Consider the following 18,011-nt stretch of genomic DNA (forward strand, 5'->3'; position numbering starts at 1 on the left):
GGGGAGTGAACGGATCACTGCCCCGATCGCCACCCCCGAACACCCCCCGTCGGGTGGTCCTCACAACGTGGCGCGCAACCACTGTTCGACGCTCGCGATGTGCACGGTCGCCCAGGCGCGCGCCGCCTCGGCGTCCCCCTCGCGCAGGGCGGCGAGGATCGCGCGGTGCTCGTGCAGGGTGCGGCTGACCGCGTCCTCCTGGGTCAACCCGCGCCAGATCCGGGCCCGCGTGGTGGGCCCCGACAGACCGTCCAGCAGCGAGCACAGCACCGAGTTGCCCGAGGCCCGCACGATGGTCCGGTGGAACCGGAGATCGGCGGCGACGAGCTCCTCCACCGAGGGCGCCGCGCCGAGCCGGTCCAACTGCTCGGACAGCTCGTCCAGTTGCCGCTCGTCGAGGTTCGCTGCCGCCATGGCGGTGGCGGCCGGCTCCAGGATGCGCCGTACCGCGAGGAACTCCAGCACGGTGTCGTCGCGGTGGAAGTCCACGACGAAACTCATGGCCTCCAGCAGCAGTTGCGGATCGAGGCTGGTCACATAGGTGCCGTCGCCCTGGCGCACGTCCAGGATCCGGATCAGCGACAGCGCGCGCACCGCCTCGCGCAGGGAGTTGCGGGACAGGCCCAGTTCGGCGGCGAGTTCGCTCTCCTTGGGGAGCCGGTCGCCGGGGCCCAGCGCACCGGAGACGATCATGCCCTTGATCTTCTCGATCGCCTCGTCGGTGACTGCCATAGGGCCTCCTGCGCGTTCAGACATCCGAGGTCTGAGCACATTATGCGGGCAGCCGAACGGGGCGGCTCCGTCGGCAGGGAGCCGCCCCGATCGCGTGCCGGCCCCAGGGGAGAGGGCCGTCCCGGTCCACCGGCCCCGCCAGGTGTCGGGGCCGGGACCGAGGTCTACTTCTTGTCGAGCAGGTCCTGGACCTTGGCGCGGACGTCGTCCGTGGCCAGGCCGCGGATCGTCAGCGTCGTACGGCGGCGCAGCACGTCGTCCGCCGTCTCGGCCCACTCGTTGTCGCGGGCGTAGACGACCTGGGCCCAGATCTCCGGGGCGTCGGGGTGGACGCGCTCGGCGAGCTCGGGGTTGTCGTTGGCCAGGCGGGCGATGTCGAAGGCCAGCGAGCCGTAGTGGGTGGCCAGGTGCTTGGCGGTGTCGGCGCCCATGCGGGGGCCGGGCGCCGGACGGTCCACCAGGAGGCGGTGCGCGACCGCGCGCGGGTTGGCGACACCCGGCAGCGGGAGCTTCTTCGGCAGCGACTTGATCGGCTCGAAGTCGTCGCCCAGCGGGTGGCCCGGCAGCGACTCCAGCTTCTGCATGACCGTACGGCCGATGTGCCGGAAGGTGGTCCACTTGCCGCCCGCGACCGACAGCATGCCGCCGCGGCCCTCGGTGACGACCGTCTCGCGCTTGGCCTTCGCGGTGTCGCCGGGACCGCCAGGGAGCACCCGAAGGCCCGCGAAGGAGTAGGTGATCAGATCCCGGGACAGCTGCTGGTCGCGGATGGAGAACGCGGCCTCGTCCAGGATCTGGGTTATGTCCTTGTCGTTGACGGACACGTCCGCCGGGTCACCCTCGAACTCCTCGTCGGTGGTGCCGAGCAGCAGCATGTCCTCCCACGGCAGGGCGAAGGTGATGCGGTACTTGTCGATCGGCGTGGCCAGCGCGGCCTTCCAGGGCGCGGTCCGCTTCAGGACCAGATGCGCGCCCTTCGACAGCCGGATCGACGGCGCGGCATTGGGGTCCTCCATCTTGCGCAGGTGGTCCACCCACGGCCCGGTCGCGTTGAGCACCAGGCGGGCGGTGACGCCGAACTCGTCGCCGGTGACCCGGTCGCGCAGCTCGGCGCCGGTCACCCGGCCCTTGGTGAAGCGCAGGCCGGTGACCTCGGCGTGGTTCAGTACGGCCGCACCCGCCTCGACGGCCGCGCGGACCGTCATCAGCGCCATCCGGGCGTCGTTCATCTGGTCGTCGCCGTACACGGCCACGGCCTTGAGGTTGTCGGTACGCAGCTCGGGTACGTCCTGCGCCGCCTTGGCGGGGGACAGGAGGTGGCCGACGCCGTCACCGAACGCGGAGAGCGCGGAGTAGGCGAAGACGCCCGCGCCGAGCTTCGCCGCGCCGTGCGGTCCGCCCTTGTACACCGGCAGGTAGAAGGTGAGCGGGTTCGCCAGGTGGGGGGCCACCTGGCGGGAGACCGCACGGCGCTCGAAGTGGTTCTCCGCCACCAGCTTCACCGCGCCGGTCTGCAGGTAGCGCAGCCCGCCGTGGAGGAGCTTGGAGGAGGCGGAGGAGGTGGCGCCGGCGAAGTCGCCGGCGTCGACCAGAGCCACCCTGAGGCCGGACTGCGCGGCGTGCCAGGCGGTGGAGATGCCCAGGATGCCGCCGCCGATCACGAGAAGGTCGAACGACGCCTTGGAGAGCTGCTCCCGGGTCTCGGCGCGGCTCGGGTTGGAGCCGGAGGCCGGGCGCGTGCCGAGGGCAGGCACGGACTTCAGGGTGGTCTGACTGGTCATTTCGGGTTCTTACTCCTCATCAGAGCGTGTGGCAGAGCACGCCGGGGAGCTCGGCGCTGAGCTCCCCGCGGCTCTCGTCAGTGCTCGTCCTCGTCGTCGATCCAGCCCATGGTCCGCTCGACGGCCTTGAGCCAGTTCTTGTACTCGCGGTCGCGGGTCTCCGCGTCCATGTGGGGGGTCCACTCGGCGGCCCGGCGCCAGTTGGCGCGCAGTTCGTCCGTGCTGGACCAGAAGCCGACGGCGAGGCCGGCGGCGTAGGCGGCACCGAGGCAGGTGGTCTCGGCGACCATCGGGCGCACCACGGGTGCATCCAGGACGTCCGAGAGCGTCTGCATCAGGAGGTTGTTGGAGGTCATGCCGCCGTCGACCTTCAGGGCCACCAGCTCGTCGCCGGAGTCCTTGACCATGGCGTCGGCGATCTCCCGGGTCTGCCAGGCGGTCGCCTCCAGGACGGCGCGCGCCAGGTGCGCCTTGGTGACGTACCGGGTCAGACCGGCGATCACACCGCGGGCGTCGGAACGCCAGTGCGGGGCGAACAGGCCGGAGAAGGCCGGCACGAAGTACGCGCCGCCGTTGTCCTCGACCGAGAGCGCGAGCGTCTCGATCTCGGCCGCGGTGGAGATCAGGCCCATCTGGTCGCGCATCCACTGCACCAGCGAGCCGGTGACGGCGATCGAGCCCTCCAGCGCGTACACGGTCGGCTGCTCGCCGATCTTGTAGCCGACCGTGGTCAGCAGGCCCGCGTAGGAGTTGATGATCTTGTCACCGGTGTTCATCACCATGAAGGTGCCGGTGCCGTACGTGGACTTGGTCTCGCCCTCGGAGAAGCAGGTCTGGCCGAACAGGGCCGCCTGCTGGTCGCCGAGTGCCGAGGCGACCGGAATGCCGCCGAGCAGGTCGCCCAGCTTGCCGCCCGTGACCTCGCCGTAGACCTCGGCGGAGGAGCGGATCTCCGGGAGGATCGCCAGCGGGACGCCGATGGACTCGGCGATCTTCTCGTCCCACTCCATGGTGTGGAGGTTCATCAGCATGGTGCGGGAGGCGTTGGTGACGTCGGTGACGTGCTTGCCGCCGTTGACGCCGCCGGTCAGGTTCCAGATGACCCAGGTGTCCATGGTGCCGAAGAGGATGTCGCCGGCCTCGGCGCGCTCCCGCAGGCCCTCGACGTTGTCGAGCAGCCAGCGGGCCTTCGGACCGGAGAAGTAGGACGCGAGCGGCAGGCCCGTCTCCCGGCGGAAACGGTCCTGGCCGACGTTGCGGCCGAGCTCCTTGCAGAGCGAGTCGGTACGGGTGTCCTGCCAGACGAGGGCGTTGTGGACGGGCTCACCGGTGTTCTTGTCCCACAGCACGGTGGTCTCGCGCTGGTTGGTGATGCCGATGGCCTTGATGTCGTCGCGGGTGATGCCCGCCTTCTGGATGGCTCCGGCGACGACTTCCTGGACGTTGGTCCAGATCTCGTTGGCGTTGTGCTCGACCCAGCCCGGCTTGGGGAAGATCTGCTCGTGCTCCTTCTGGTCGACGGAGACGATCCGGCCGTCGCGGTCGAAGACGATGCAGCGCGACGAGGTGGTGCCCTGGTCGATGGCGGCGATGAAGGGGCCGGCGGTGTGGGCGTCGGTCACAGTGTGCTCCTGAAGTTCCATGGGTGAGGTGGACTTGTCTACTGGTGCTTCGAGCGAAAGCCGGTTGCTCTACCGGGTTTAGACGAAAGCGACGTTGTAGATGCCTGCGGCGATCGCCGCGCCGAGCAGCGGGCCGATCACCGGGACCCAGGCGTAGCCCCAGTCGGAACCGCCCTTGTTGGGCAGGGGCAGGAGGGCGTGCACGATGCGCGGACCGAGGTCACGGGCCGGGTTGATCGCGTACCCGGTCGGGCCGCCGAGGGAGAGGCCGATACCGACCACCACGAGCGCGGTGACGAGTCCGCCCAGGATGCCGAGGCCGTCGCCCGCGGCGTTCAGGCCCTGCGTGAGGACGGCGAGCACCAGCACGATCGTGCCGATGACCTCAGTGGCCACGTTCTGCCAGGCGACGCGGATCTCCGGACCGGTGGAGAAGATGCCGAGGACCGGGCCCGCGCCCTTCTCCTGGGCCTCCACGGCCTTGACCTTGGTGGCCTGGGCACCCGGGCCGCCCACGATCTCCTTGTCGGTGAGGTGGGCGTGGAACTGGCCGTAGTAGGCGATCCAGACCAGGGCCGCACCGATCATGGCGCCGAGCAGCTGTCCACCGAAGTAGGTGGGGACGTCGCTCCACTCGATGCCGTTGTCCTTGATCGCGAGCGCGAGCGTCACGGCCGGGTTCAGGTGGGCGCCGGACAGCGGCGCCGAGGTGTAGACCGCCGTGAGCACTGCGAAGCCCCACCCGAAGGTGATGGCGAGCCAGCCGGCGTTGCGGGCCTTGGAGGCCTTCAGCGTGACAGCGGCGCAGACGCCGCCGCCGAGCAGGATGAGTATGGCGGTACCGATGGTCTCGCCGAGGAAGATGTCGGAGCTGGACACCCGCGACTCCTTTGTCATTCGTCCAGGGGAAGCCGAACCCCGGGTCCCACCGGTGGTTCGCGCCCTCGGGGGTGAGAGCAGTGCCGGCCCTTGGCGTTGTCACACTCTAGCGCGTATTGCCGGTAGGTGTTCGACAATGCCGACCGATGGACGGGAGTCTTGCTCCGGCTTGAGGTGTGCGTCAAGGGTTCTGTTATCGAAAACGCGATCGTTATTGATCGCCTTGTGTTATGGATCGACGGAGGGGATCTGTGTGTGATCTTCCGTATTTGTCCGTATCAGGGTATGGCGAAGTCCGGAACGCCGTGTGGCGTTCCGGTGCTCGTGTGCCCTGTTGTCAGAAGCGCCCGGCGCCCAGATCCCGTGACACCGCGCGGGCGCAGTCCCGTACGGCGGCGATCACCTCGGGGCGTACCTCGCCGTCCTGGCACAGGCGCTCCACGGCGCCCGTGACGCCCACCGCGCCTACCGGCATCCGGCGCCGGTCGTGGATGGGGGCGGCGACGGAGGCGACGCCCTCCCAGGTCTCCTCGACATCGGCCGCGTAACCACGCGCGCGGGTGATGTCCAGGATGTGCTCGAAGTCCTCCAGCTCGCACACGGTCCGGTCGGTGAAGGCCTTGCGGTCGGCCTCCAGTACCTCGCTGTGCGCGACCGGGTCGTACGCCGACAGCACCTTGCCGAGACCGGTGGAGTGCAGCGGCTGCATCGCCCCTATCTCCAGGACTTGACGGCTGTCGTCCGGCCGGAAGACGTGGTGCACGATCAGGACGCCCTGCTGGTGCAGGACCCCCAGGTACACGCTCTCCCCGCTGGAGCGGGCCAGGTCGTCGGTCCAGACCAGGGCGCGCGCCCGCAGCTCGTGCACGTCCAGATAGGTGGTGCCCAGGCGCAGCAGCTCCGCGCCCAGCTGATAGCGCCCGGAGGCCTCGTCCTGTTCGACGAACCCCTCCTGCTGGAGCGTGCGCAATATGCCGTGGGCCGTGCCCTTGGCGAGCCCCAGCGAGGACGCGATGTCCGACAGGCCGAGCCGACGCTCGCCACCCGCGAGCAGCCGCAGCATCGCGGCCGCCCGTTCGAGCGACTGGATGTTCCGTGCCATCGCCGTCCTGCCCTCCGTCCCCATCGACCGTCGACCTCGACGATGTCTCTGCCGTTGTTCGGCAATGTCGAACACTACCGGTCCATGCCGACCAATCGCCAATGCCCGGCCGGGATCTGTTGCGTCACTCGTATCCCGCAGGCGACCCGCCCGTCATCCTCGTCCGTCCCGTGGACGCCCTGACCATCAGGTCCCGGTCCCGGCTACGCTGGCGGCGTGCGCCCACCGCGGAACCGAATCGCAAGGGCGCAAAGCCGACAGCCGTCGCACCTCAGGGAGCCCTTACATGGCCTCGTTGCCACAGACCCCTTCCGCCGACAGCCGGACCCGTGTGTCCGCACTCCGCGAGGCGCTCGCCACCCGGGTGGTGGTCGCCGACGGAGCCATGGGCACCATGCTCCAGGCCCAGGACCCCACTCTCGAGGACTTCGAGAACCTCGAGGGCTGCAACGAGATCCTGAACCTGACCCGGCCCGACATCGTCCGCTCCGTCCATGAGGCGTACTTCGACGCCGGCGTGGACTGCGTCGAGACCAACACCTTCGGCGCCAACTATGCGGCGATGGCCGAGTACGACATCCCCGAGCGCGTCTTCGAGCTGTCCGAGGCGGGCGCCCGTATCGCCCGCGAGACGGCCGACGCCTTCGCCGCCCGCGACGGCCGGCAGCGCTGGGTCCTCGGCTCCATCGGCCCCGGCACCAAGCTGCCCACGCTCGGGCACATCGGCTACACCACGATCCGGGACGCCTTCCAGCAGAACGCCGAGGGCCTGATCACCGGCGGCGCCGACGCGCTGATCGTGGAGACCACCCAGGACCTGCTCCAGACGAAGGCGGCCGTCATCGGCGCCCAGCGCGCCCGGCAGCTGTCCGGCCTCGACCTGCCGATCATCGTCTCCGTCACCGTCGAGACCACCGGCACCATGCTGCTCGGCTCCGAGATCGGCGCCGCGCTCACCGCGCTGGAGCCGCTCGGCATCGACATGATCGGCATGAACTGCGCGACCGGCCCCGCGGAGATGAGCGAGCACCTGCGCTATCTCGCCCGGCACTCCCGCATCCCGCTGTCCTGCATGCCGAACGCGGGCCTCCCGGTCCTCGGCAAGGACGGCGCCAGCTACCCGCTGACAGCGCCGGAGCTGGCCGACGCCCACGAGACCTTCGTCCGCGACTACGGCCTCTCCCTGGTCGGCGGCTGCTGCGGCACCACGCCCGAGCATCTGCGTCAACTGGTCGAGCGGGTCCGCGATGTCACCCCCGTCGAGCGCGACCCCCGCCCCGAGCCCGGCGCCGCCTCCCTCTACCAGACGGTCCCCTTCCGCCAGGACACCTCCTACCTGGCGATCGGCGAGCGGACCAACGCCAACGGCTCCAAGAAGTTCCGCGAGGCCATGCTTCAGGCCCGCTGGGACGACTGCGTCGAGATGGCCCGCGAGCAGATCCGCGAGGGCGCGCACATGCTCGACCTGTGCGTGGACTACGTCGGCCGCGACGGCGTCGCCGACATGGAGGAGCTGGCCGGCCGCTTCGCCACCGCCTCCACCCTGCCGATCGTGCTGGACTCCACCGAGGTCGACGTCATCCGGGCGGGCCTGGAGAAGCTCGGCGGACGCGCGGTGATCAACTCCGTGAACTACGAGGACGGCGACGGCCCCGAGTCCCGGTTCGCCAAGGTCACCCAGCTCGCCCAGGAGCACGGCGCAGCCCTGATCGCGCTGACCATCGACGAGGAGGGCCAGGCCCGTACCCCGGAGAAGAAGGTCGAGATCGCCGAGCGGCTGATCGACGACCTGACCGGTAACTGGGGCATCCACGAGTCCGACATCCTCATCGACACCCTGACCTTCACGATCTGTACCGGTCAGGAGGAGTCCCGCAAGGACGGCATCGCCACCATCGAGGCGATCCGCGAGCTCAAGCGCCGCCACCCGGACGTCCAGACCACCCTCGGTCTGTCCAACATCTCCTTCGGCCTCAACCCGGCCGCCCGCATCCTGCTGAACTCCGTCTTCCTCGACGAGTGCGTCAAGGCGGGCCTGGACTCGGCGATCGTGCACGCCTCCAAGATCCTGCCGATCGCCCGCTTCAGCGAGGAGGAGGTGCAGACGGCCCTCGACCTCATCCACGACCGCCGCGCCGAGGGCTACGACCCGCTCCAGAAGCTGATGGCCCTGTTCGAGGGCGCCACCGCGAAGTCGCTGAAGGCGGGCAAGGCCGAGGAGCTGGCCGCGCTGCCGCTGGAGGAGCGCCTCAAGCGCCGCATCATCGACGGCGAGCGCAACGGCCTGGAGGCCGACCTCGACGAGGCCCTCAAGTCCCGGCCCGCCCTCGACATCGTCAACGAGACACTCCTGGACGGCATGAAGGTGGTCGGCGAGCTGTTCGGCTCCGGCCAGATGCAGCTGCCGTTCGTCCTCCAGTCCGCCGAGGTGATGAAGGCCGCCGTCGCCCACCTCGAACCGCACATGGAGAAGTCCGACGCCGAGGGCAAGGGCACCATCGTGCTGGCCACGGTGCGCGGCGACGTCCACGACATCGGCAAGAACCTCGTCGACATCATCCTGTCCAACAACGGCTACAACGTCGTCAACCTCGGCATCAAGCAGCCGGTCTCCGCGATCCTGGACGCCGCCGAGGAGCACAAGGCCGATGTCATCGGCATGTCCGGGCTCCTGGTCAAGTCCACGGTGATCATGAAGGAGAACCTGGAGGAGCTCAACCAGCGCGGCCTCGCGACGGATTACCCCGTCATCCTCGGCGGCGCCGCCCTCACCCGGGCCTACGTCGAGCAGGACCTGCACGAGCTGTACGAGGGCGAAGTCCGCTACGCCCGCGACGCGTTCGAGGGCCTGCGCCTGATGGACGCCCTCATCGGCGTCAAGCGGGGCGTGCCCGGAGCGCAGTTGCCCGAGCTGAAGCAGCGCCGGGTCCGGGCCGCGGCGCAAGTGGCGGTCGAGGAACGCCCGGAGGAGGGCCACGTCCGCTCCGACGTCGCCACCGACAACCCCGTGCCCACCCCGCCCTTCTTCGGCACCCGCGTCATCAAGGGCATCCAGCTCAAGGAGTACGCCTCCTGGCTGGACGAGGGCGCCCTGTTCAAGGGCCAGTGGGGGCTGAAGCAGGCCCGCACCGGCGACGGGCCCACCTACGAGGAGCTGGTGGAGACCGAGGGCCGCCCGCGACTGCGCGGGCTGCTGGACCGGCTCCAGACGGAGAACCTCCTCGAAGCGGCCGTCGTCCACGGCTACTTCCCCTGTGTGTCCAAGGACGACGACCTGATCATCCTGGACGAGCAGGGCAACGAGCGCACCCGCTTCACCTTCCCCCGCCAGCGCCGCGGCCGCCGGCTGTGCCTGGCCGACTTCTTCCGCCCGGAGGAGTCCGGCGAGACCGATGTCGTCGGCCTCCAGGTCGTCACCGTCGGCTCCCGCATCGGCGAGGAGACGGCGAAGCTCTTCGAGGCCAACTCCTACCGCGACTACCTGGAACTGCACGGTCTGTCCGTGCAGTTGGCGGAGGCGCTCGCCGAGTACTGGCACGCGCGCGTCCGTTCGGAGCTGGGCTTCGCCGGCGAGGACCCCACCGACGTCGAGGACATGTTCGCCCTGAAGTACCGGGGCGCCCGCTTCTCGCTCGGCTACGGCGCCTGCCCCGACCTGGAGGACCGCGCCAAGATCGCCGAGCTGCTCCAGCCCGAGCGCATCGGCGTCCACCTGTCCGAGGAGTTTCAGCTGCACCCCGAGCAGTCCACGGACGCCATCGTGATCCACCACCCGGAGGCGAAGTACTTCAACGCGCGCTGAGGCGGCGGGCCGGTCGTGAGCCTTTGACGCAGGTCAAGCCCAGGCTTTGACGCAGGTCAAAGCGGCCCCTCGACCAGGTCTCCGGTGTTCCCCGGGCCACATCGGTTAAACAGGGCATCGCAGCGCCGCACGACGTACACTGGTCGGTCCACTGCAGGCCGGTTCCCCATGTGGGAACCGGCCTGATCGTCCCTCAAGGAGGTGCGCCCGGATGACCAGCACGGTCCCCGCGCCCGTAACCCGTACGGCAGAAGGCTCAGCCCTCCAGGCCGTACTCCTCGACATGGACGGAACCCTGGTGGACACCGAGGGGTTCTGGTGGGACGTCGAGGTCGAGATCTTCGCCGGCCTCGGCCACGCCCTCGACGACTCCTGGCGCCATGTCGTGGTCGGCGGTCCCATGAGCCGCAGCGCGGGGTTCCTGATCGAGGCCACCGGCGCCGACGTCACCCTCGCCGAACTCAGCGTGCTCCTCAACCAGGGGTTCGAGGAGCGCATCGGGCAGGCCCTGCCGCTGATGCCGGGCGCCGCCCGGCTGCTGGCGGAGCTCGCCGAGTACGAGATCCCCACCGCCCTCGTCTCCGCCTCGCACCGGCGCATCATCGACCGCGTCCTGACCTCGCTGGGCCCGCAGCACTTCGCGCTGACGGTGGCCGGTGACGAGGTGCCGCGCACCAAGCCGTACCCCGACCCGTATCTGACCGCCGCGGCCGGACTCGGCGTGGATCCGGCCAGGTGCGCGGTGGTCGAGGACACCGCGACCGGTGTGGCGGCGGCCGAGGCGGCCGGCTGCCATGTGGTCGCCGTGCCCTCGGTGGCCACCATCGCCCCGGCCCACCGGCGGACCGTGGTCGGCTCGCTGGAAGAGGTGGACCTGACATTTCTGCGCGGTCTGATGACGGACGCGGTCCGATGACGGAAATGCGCTAGCCGTTCACCGAGCGTGCAACCGCGATACAGGGGAATTCCAACAGGGCGCGCCGGACACAAGAACAGGGTGCGCGCCCGGGAATTCGGGCCCGGCGGACGGCTGAATTCCGCCGACCGTCGGGCCTCGATTCATATGTGACGTTCGCCACCTTGGGCGGTCTCGACAGGCTGCGCGCCATGTGCTGTTCACCCCGTTTCGGACGCCAACTGCGTGCCCTTGTGTCCCGATTGGGGAGACGCTGCACTAATCCTTCCCGTGTCGGTTTTTCGGTGTGTCCACGCCCGGTTTCGCTGCGTGATGGGGGCTCAACTCCGGTGGCCGCGAAGCGCCCTGCGGACGCCGACTAATCTCATCGCGAGAACATCAACCCCTACCCCCGTGATCCGCTGCGACACCCATGCATGCCGGATACACGGACGTGACAGCTCTGGAGAAACTCGCCCATGAACCGCAAGACTTTGGTGCTGCCGGCCGTCATCGGTCTGCTCGCCCCGGTTCTCGCCGCTTGTGGCAGTGCCGACGGCGGCAGTGACGGTGGGGACGCGATCGTCGTCGGTACCACGGACGAGTTCACGACCACCAAGGACGATCCGGCCCCGCTGGACCCGGCGTCGGCCTACGACGTCGGCACCTGGAACATCCTGCGCCAGACCGTGCAGACCCTGATGGTCCAGCCGCGCGGGCAGGGCGAGCCGGTCCCCGAGGCCGCCGAGAGCTGTGGATTCACCGACACCGGCAACGAGCGCTACTCCTGCACTCTGCGCGAGGGCCTGAAGTTCGCCAACGGCGACGCCGTCACCGCGGCCGATGTGAAGTACTCCATCGACCGCGCCCTCAAGATCAAGGCCGCCAGCGGCGTGTTCGGCCTGCTGTCCACCGTCGACACCGTCGAGACCAAGGGCGAGCGCGAGGTCATCTTCCATCTGAAGACCGCCGACGCCACCTTCCCGTACAAGCTGTCCACGCCGGTCGCCGGCATCGTCGACCCGGACGCCTACGCCAAGGACGAGCTGCGCGACGGCTTCGAGATCAACGGCTCGGGCCCGTACACCTTCCAGGCCGAGGCATCGGACAACAAGCTGGTCAAGGCCGTGTTCACCAAGAACCCCAACTACCAGGGCGCTCTTGAGGTGAACAACAGCAAGGTCGAGCTGCGCTCCTTCGCCGACGCCGACGCCATGAGCAGCGCCATCGACGACGGTGACATCGACCTGATGACCCGCACCATGACGCCCGAGCAGATCCAGCGGCTGTCCACCGCCTCCGACAGCGCGGTCGACCTCGTCGAGATGTCCGGCCTGGAGATCCGCTACCTGGCCTTCAACACCGACGCCCCCGCCGTGAAGAGCAAGGCCGTCCGCCAGGCGATGGCCCAGGTCATCAACCGCGGTGAACTCGTCTCCAAGGTCTACGGCACCCAGGCCGAGCCGCTGTACTCGCTGGTCCCGGCCAGCCTGACCGGCCACTCCAACGCGTTCTTCAACAAGTACGGCGAGCCCAGCGTCGGCAAGGCCAGGTCGGTGCTGGAGAAGGCGGGCATCACCACCCCGGTGACCCTGACCCTGCACTACACCACCGACCACTACGGTGCGGCCACCGAGAAGGAGTTCGAGCTGCTCAAGGAGCAGCTCAACGCCAGCGGCCTGTTCAAGGTCACCACCAAGGGCACCGCCTGGGACGAGTTCCGCCCCGCCGAGCAGAAGGGCGAGTACGAGGTCTACGGCATGGGCTGGTTCCCCGACTTCCCGGACGCCGACAACTACCTCGCGCCCTTCCTCGACAAGGACAACTTCCTCGGCTCGCCGTACGCGAACAGCGAGATCCGCAACTCCCTGATCCCGGAGTCCCGGCGCGAGGCCGACCGGCAGTCCGCCGTCGGCAGCCTGACCGACATCCAGGACATCGTCGCCGAGGACGTCCCCGTGATCCCGCTGTGGCAGGGCAAGCAGTACGTCGCCGCGCGTGACGACGTCACGGGCACCGCGTACGCGCTCAACTCGTCCTCCACCCTTCAGCTGTGGGAGCTCGGCCGTGGCGTGAGCGGCTGACGTCTCCCGTGCCCGGGGCGCCGGGGACGGCGTCCCGCGACGACAACCGAAACCGACGACAAGGCACCTGCACGTGAACATGCGCAACCAGTGGCCGGTCCTGCCCGTAGTGGCGGGGCTGGCCTCCGGCCTGCTGACCGGCTGCGGCACGGAGACCGGCGGCTCCGCGAACGACGGATCCGCCGTCGTGGTGGGGATGTCCGACGACGTCCTCGCCACCGACCCGGCGTCCGGCTACGACCCGGGCTCTTGGCTGTTGTTCAACAACGTCTTCCAGTCCCTGCTCAGCTTCCCCAAGGGCGGCACCGACCCCGAGCCGGACGCCGCCGAGTCCTGCGCGTTCACCGACACCCGGACCACGGTGTACAAGTGCACGCTGAAGGACGGCCTCAAGTTCAGCAACGGTGACTCGCTCACCTCGCAGGACGTGAAGTTCTCCTTCGACCGCATGCTGAAGATCAACGACGACGCCGGTCCCGCGATCATGTTCCCCATGCTGGACAAGGTCGAGGCCCCGGACGAGAAGACGGTCGTCTTCCGGCTGAACACCGCGGACGCCACCTTCCCGAGCAAGATCGCCTCGGGCGCCGGCTCCATCGTCGACCACACCCAGTACGACGCGAACGGTCTGCGCAAGGACGGCAAAGCGGTCGGCTCCGGCCCCTACAAGCTGGACTCCTTCGGCGACGACGAGGCCGTCTTCTCCGTCAACGAGCACTACAAGGGCACCGCCGATGTCCAGAACTCCGGCGTGACCATGAAGTTCTTCAGCGGCGACCGCGCCGCCCTGAAGACCGCGCTGCTCGAGGGCGAGGTGGACATCGCCTACCGAGGTCTGAGCGCCGCCGACATCGCCGAGACCGAGCGGGCCGACGACAGCTCCAGCTCCGGCATCGAGATCGTCGACGGCACCGGCGCCGAGGTGCAGCACCTGGTCTTCAACATGGACGACCCGGTGGCCGGACAGCTCGGCGTCCGCAAGGCCATCGCCTACCTCGTCGACCGCGAAGCCCTGATCGAGGACGTCTACAAGGGCACCGCGACCCCCCTGTACTCGATCATCCCGGCGGGCATCGGCGGCCACAACACCGCCTTCTTCGACACCTACGGCGCCCGCCCCTCCAAGGCCAAGGCCGAGGCGGCGCTTCAGGCCGACGGCATCACCGACAAGGTGAAGCTGACCCTCTGGTCCACCCCGTCGCGCTACGGCCCGGCCACCGACCAGGAGCTGAAGGCCATCGCCGGCCAGCTCAACGACAGCGGCCTGTTCGACGCCGACGTCAAGTCGGTCGACTACGAGCAGTACGAGCAGGACATCGCCGAGGGCAAGTACGGCGTGTACGTGAAGGGCTGGATTCCGGACTACCCGGACGCCGACAACTTCACCTCGCCCTTCTTCGGCGAGGGCAACGTGCTGGGCAACAACTACAGCAACGACTCCATCACCGGCACGCTGATCCCGCGCACGGGCGCCCAGAGCGACCGCACCGCGACGGACGACGACTACGGCCGGCTCCAGGACATCGTGGCCGAGGAGCTGCCCGTCCTGCCGATCTGGCAGGCCAAGCAGTACGCGGTCGTCCGGGACGACGTCTACGGCCTGGAGTACTGCCTCGACGCCTCGACGGTGTTCCGCTTCTGGGAGCTCAGCAAGGGCTGAGCCGACGCAGACGAAAGGGCGCCCGCCTCCCTCCGGGGAAGCGGGCGCCCTCGTACGTCCCTACTGCGCGCCGGGGCGCACCAGCCCGCTCTCGTACGCGTACACCGCGGCCTGCACCCGGTCGCGCAGCCCCAGCTTGGTCAGCACATGGCCCACATGCGTCTTGACGGTGGTCTCGCTGACGAACAGGTCGGCGGCGATCTCCGCGTTGGACAGGCCGCGCGCCACCAGCTTCAGCACCTCCACCTCGCGGTCGGTGAGGGTGTGCAGGGTGTCCGGGACCGGCTCGTCGCCGGACGGCAGATGCGTGGCGTACTTGTCGAGCAGCCTGCGGGTGATGCTGGGCGCGAGCATCGCCTCGCCACCGGCCACCACACGGATGGCCTGAACCAGTTCATTGGCTGGGGCGTCCTTCAGCAGGAAGCCACTGGCACCCGCCTTCAGCGCCTCCACCACGTACTCGTCGAGGTCGAAGGTGGTCAGCACCAGCACCTTCGCCGGGCCGTCCCGGCCGGGCCCGGTGATCTGCCGGGTCGCCTCCACACCGTCCATCCGCGGCATGCGGATGTCCATCAGAACCACATCGGGCTGGAGGGCCCGCACCTGGTCGAGAGCCTGGAGGCCGTCTCCGGCCTCGCCCACTACCGCGATGTCCTGCTCCGCCTCCAGGATCATCCGGAAGCCGGTACGCAGCAGCGGCTGGTCGTCGACCAGTAGGACGCGGATGGCCACGTAAGTCTCCTTCGCTAGTCCGGCCCCATTCTGCCCTGCGCACCTTCGGCCGACTCCGGCGCCCTGACCGGCAGCGGATAGGGCGGGGGAGTGCCGCCGAATTCCGGGCAGTGGGCCTGGTGGTCGCACCAGCCGCACAGCTTGGTCGGGCGGGGCCGCCAGTCGCCCGTCTCGGTTGCCGTGCGGATCGCCTCCCACAGCGCCAGCAGCTTGCGCTCGACCCGCTCCAGGTCCGCCAGGACGGGGTCGTAGGTCAGGACGTCACCGCTGCCGAGGTAGACGAGCTGGAGGCGGCGCGGCACCACCTGCTTCAGCCGCCAGACCACCAGGGCGTAGAACTTCATCTGGAACAGCGCGCCCTCGGCGTACTCGGGCCGGGGCGCCTTGCCCGTCTTGTAGTCGACGATCCGCACCTCACCCGTGGGCGCCACGTCGACCCGGTCGATGATCCCGCGCAGCCGCAGCCCGGAGTCCAGCTCGGCCTCGACGAACAGCTCGCGCTCGGCCGGTTCCAGCCGGGTCGGGTCCTCCAGCGTGAACCACCGCTCCACCAACTGCTCGGCCTGGGTGAGCCACCCCGCGAGCCGTTCGCCCTCGGGATCGTCGGCGAACAGCTCCTGGATCTCAGGCCGGGACTCGCGCAGCCGGTCCCACTGGCCCGGAATCAGGGACTTGGCGCGGGGCGCGGTCCGCTCTGCGGCCGGGGCGTCGAAGAGCCGCTCCAGCACGGCATGCACCAGCGTGCCCCGGGTCGCCGCCTCGCTGGGTTTCTCCGGCAGCCGGTCGATCACCCGGAACCGGTACAGCAGCGGGCACTGCATGAAGTCACCGGCACGCGAGGGGGACAGCGAGGCGGGCGGTATGGCGGTGGGCACGACAGGGGTCGCCGCCGCCCCGTCCGCCGCCTGTGCCGTCACGCCCTCGGCCGCCACCGACGGCTCCACGTCCTCCGTGCTCGTCTCCATGCCCAAGACCTTACGGCCCGCCACTGACAGTCACCCCGCCGACAGCGGGCGAACACAGGGGGTGCCGGGGCGGAACGCATCGCGACGGCCGCATACCATCGACCCGAGACCCTTCGCCCGGCAGGCGCGGAGGACGCTTCGAACGAGGGGACACCGTGGACGAGAGCGGCGGGAGCGGGAAGCCGCGGTCCGGCACCGAGGAGCCGACCCAGCACCACGCACCAGCAACGACCCCGCCCACTGAATCGACTTCCCCCGAGGCCCGGACCGAAGAGCCGACCCCGGAGGCCCGGCCCGAGCCTGCGCACTCCGGGACCGAAACCTCCGAGACCGAAAACTCCGAAAACCGGACCGAGCCCGCGCCGTCCGCGCCCGCATCCTCCGACGGCCCGGCCGTGAAGGCGTCCCCCGAGCCCAGGCCCGAGCCCGCTCCCAAGCCTGCCGACACCCACACCCCCACCCCCACCCACAGCGACGAGCCCACCACCCAGCCCCTGCCCGCCCAGCCCGGCGACCGCACCCTCGCCCACTCCGGCACCGGCAAGGGCCGCCCGCCGAAGGCCCCGGAGCCGCGCGGTGGGCTGCTCATGGGGCGGCCGTTCGGTGTGCCGGTGTACGTCGCGCCCAGCTGGTTCCTGGTCGCAGCCCTGATCACCTGGGTGTTCGGCGGCCAGCTCGACCGCGTACTGCCCGAACTCGGCGCCGCCCGCTACCTCGTCTCCCTCTTCTTCGCGGTCGTCTTCTACGCCTCCGTGCTGGTGCACGAGCTGGCCCACACCGTCGCCGCCCTGCGCTTCAAGCTCCCGGTCCGCCGCATCCAGCTCCAGTTCTTCGGCGGTGTCTCCGAGATCGAGAAGGAGTCCGACACCCCCGGCCGCGAGTTCGTCCTGGCCTTCGTCGGCCCCCTGCTCTCCCTGGTCCTCGCAGGCGTCTTCTACGCCGCCATGCAGACCGTGGAGCCCGGCACCGTACCCGGCGTCCTGCTGGCCGGCCTGATGATCTCCAACCTGATCGTCGCCGTCTTCAACCTCCTGCCCGGTCTGCCCCTCGACGGCGGCCGGATGCTCCGCGCCGTCGTCTGGAAGATCACCGGCAAGCCCATGACCGGCACCGTCGCCGCCGCCTGGGTCGGCCGCGCGCTCGCGGTCTCCGTGCTCATCGGCCTGCCGCTGCTCACCCAGTCCGGCGCCCTCGGTGCCAACGCCGAGGACAACGTCGGCATGGACACCGTCATGGACGCCCTGCTGGCCGCGATCCTCGCCGCGATCATCTGGACCGGCGCCGGCAACAGCCTGCGTATGGCCCGGCTGCGCGAGCACCTCCCCGAACTGCGCGCCCGCACCCTGACCCGGCGCGCGGTCCCCGTGGAGACGGACACCCCGCTCTCCGAGGCCCTGCGCCGCGCCAACGCCGCCGGAGCCCGCGCCCTGGTCGTCGTCGACGCCGACGGCGCCCCCCTCTCCCTGGTCCGCGAGGCCGCCATCGTCGGCGTACCGGAACACCGCCGCCCCTGGGTCGCCGTCAGCGGCCTCGCCCAGGAACTCACCGACGGCATGCGCGTCTCCGCGGAACTGGCCGGCGAGGACCTCCTGGACGCCCTGCGCGCCAGCCCCGCCACCGAATACCTAGTGGTTGAGGACACCGGCGAGATCTACGGCGTCCTGTCCGCCGCGGACGTGGAGCGCGCCTTCGTGAAGGCCATGGCCCGCCCCTCCTAGAGGCAGGCGGCCGTGGTCGGCGGCCTCCCCAAACCCCGG

Annotated in this window: 12 protein-coding genes; 5 read left to right on the forward strand and 7 right to left on the reverse strand. The window is 69.7% G+C overall.

Going from position 1 to position 18,011, the window contains the following annotated elements:
• Window positions 1-60 precede the first annotated feature (60 nt).
• The 5 genes from BN159_RS34300 to BN159_RS34320 form a co-directional block, all read right to left on the reverse strand.
• Complete coding sequence (locus BN159_RS34300; protein ID WP_015661632.1) at window positions 61-732, reverse strand: FadR/GntR family transcriptional regulator; 672 nt, start codon at window positions 730-732, stop codon at window positions 61-63.
• 164 nt (window positions 733-896) lie between these two features.
• Window positions 897-2,513, reverse strand: a complete 1,617-nt coding sequence (locus BN159_RS34305; protein WP_015661633.1) for a glycerol-3-phosphate dehydrogenase/oxidase — start codon at window positions 2,511-2,513, stop codon at window positions 897-899.
• A 77-nt stretch (window positions 2,514-2,590) separates the two neighbouring features.
• Window positions 2,591-4,135 (reverse strand): glycerol kinase GlpK, encoded by a 1,545-nt coding sequence (glpK, locus tag BN159_RS34310; protein WP_015661634.1) that lies wholly within the window; start codon window positions 4,133-4,135, stop codon window positions 2,591-2,593.
• Window positions 4,136-4,213: 78 nt separating this feature from the next.
• Window positions 4,214-5,014 (reverse strand): MIP/aquaporin family protein, encoded by an 801-nt coding sequence (locus tag BN159_RS34315; protein ID WP_015661635.1) that lies wholly within the window; start codon window positions 5,012-5,014, stop codon window positions 4,214-4,216.
• Window positions 5,015-5,351: 337 nt separating this feature from the next.
• A complete protein-coding gene (locus BN159_RS34320) occupies window positions 5,352-6,116 on the reverse strand; it encodes an IclR family transcriptional regulator (RefSeq protein ID WP_041820252.1) in 765 nt (254 codons plus the stop codon).
• A gap of 286 nt (window positions 6,117-6,402) precedes the next feature.
• Between BN159_RS34320 and metH the strand changes: the two genes are divergently transcribed.
• The 4 genes from metH to BN159_RS34340 all read left to right on the forward strand — a co-directional run bounded on the left by metH (window position 6,403) and on the right by BN159_RS34340 (window position 14,557).
• Window positions 6,403-9,918: a methionine synthase gene (gene metH, locus BN159_RS34325; protein WP_015661637.1), complete on the forward strand. Its 3,516-nt coding sequence runs from the start codon at window positions 6,403-6,405 to the stop codon at window positions 9,916-9,918.
• 211 nt (window positions 9,919-10,129) lie between these two features.
• Window positions 10,130-10,834 carry an HAD family hydrolase gene (locus BN159_RS34330; protein WP_015661638.1) on the forward strand — a complete coding sequence of 235 codons (705 nt, stop codon included), beginning with the start codon at window positions 10,130-10,132 and terminating at the stop codon, window positions 10,832-10,834.
• A 458-nt stretch (window positions 10,835-11,292) separates the two neighbouring features.
• The gene (locus BN159_RS34335) at window positions 11,293-12,897 is read left to right on the forward strand and encodes an ABC transporter substrate-binding protein (RefSeq protein WP_015661639.1); all 1,605 of its coding nucleotides are present in this window, start codon (window positions 11,293-11,295) and stop codon (window positions 12,895-12,897) included.
• Window positions 12,898-12,970: 73 nt separating this feature from the next.
• Complete coding sequence (locus BN159_RS34340) at window positions 12,971-14,557, forward strand: ABC transporter substrate-binding protein (RefSeq protein ID WP_041820255.1); 1,587 nt, start codon at window positions 12,971-12,973, stop codon at window positions 14,555-14,557.
• Between the two features lie 60 nt (window positions 14,558-14,617).
• On the opposite strand, the gene BN159_RS34345 is transcribed toward BN159_RS34340, so the two are convergent.
• The gene (locus BN159_RS34345) at window positions 14,618-15,289 is read right to left on the reverse strand and encodes a response regulator (RefSeq protein WP_015661641.1); all 672 of its coding nucleotides are present in this window, start codon (window positions 15,287-15,289) and stop codon (window positions 14,618-14,620) included.
• 14 nt (window positions 15,290-15,303) lie between these two features.
• Complete coding sequence (locus BN159_RS34350; protein ID WP_015661642.1) at window positions 15,304-16,254, reverse strand: RecB family exonuclease; 951 nt, start codon at window positions 16,252-16,254, stop codon at window positions 15,304-15,306.
• Between the two features lie 155 nt (window positions 16,255-16,409).
• Here BN159_RS34350 and BN159_RS34355 point away from each other — a divergent pair, with 155 nt between their 5' ends.
• On the forward strand, window positions 16,410-17,972 hold the full coding sequence (locus BN159_RS34355; RefSeq protein ID WP_015661643.1) for a site-2 protease family protein: 1,563 nt from the start codon (window positions 16,410-16,412) through the stop codon (window positions 17,970-17,972).
• The last annotated feature ends 39 nt before the right edge of the window (window positions 17,973-18,011 follow it).

It is taken from the genome of Streptomyces davaonensis JCM 4913 (assembly GCF_000349325.1).
Classification (GTDB): domain Bacteria; phylum Actinomycetota; class Actinomycetes; order Streptomycetales; family Streptomycetaceae; genus Streptomyces; species Streptomyces davaonensis.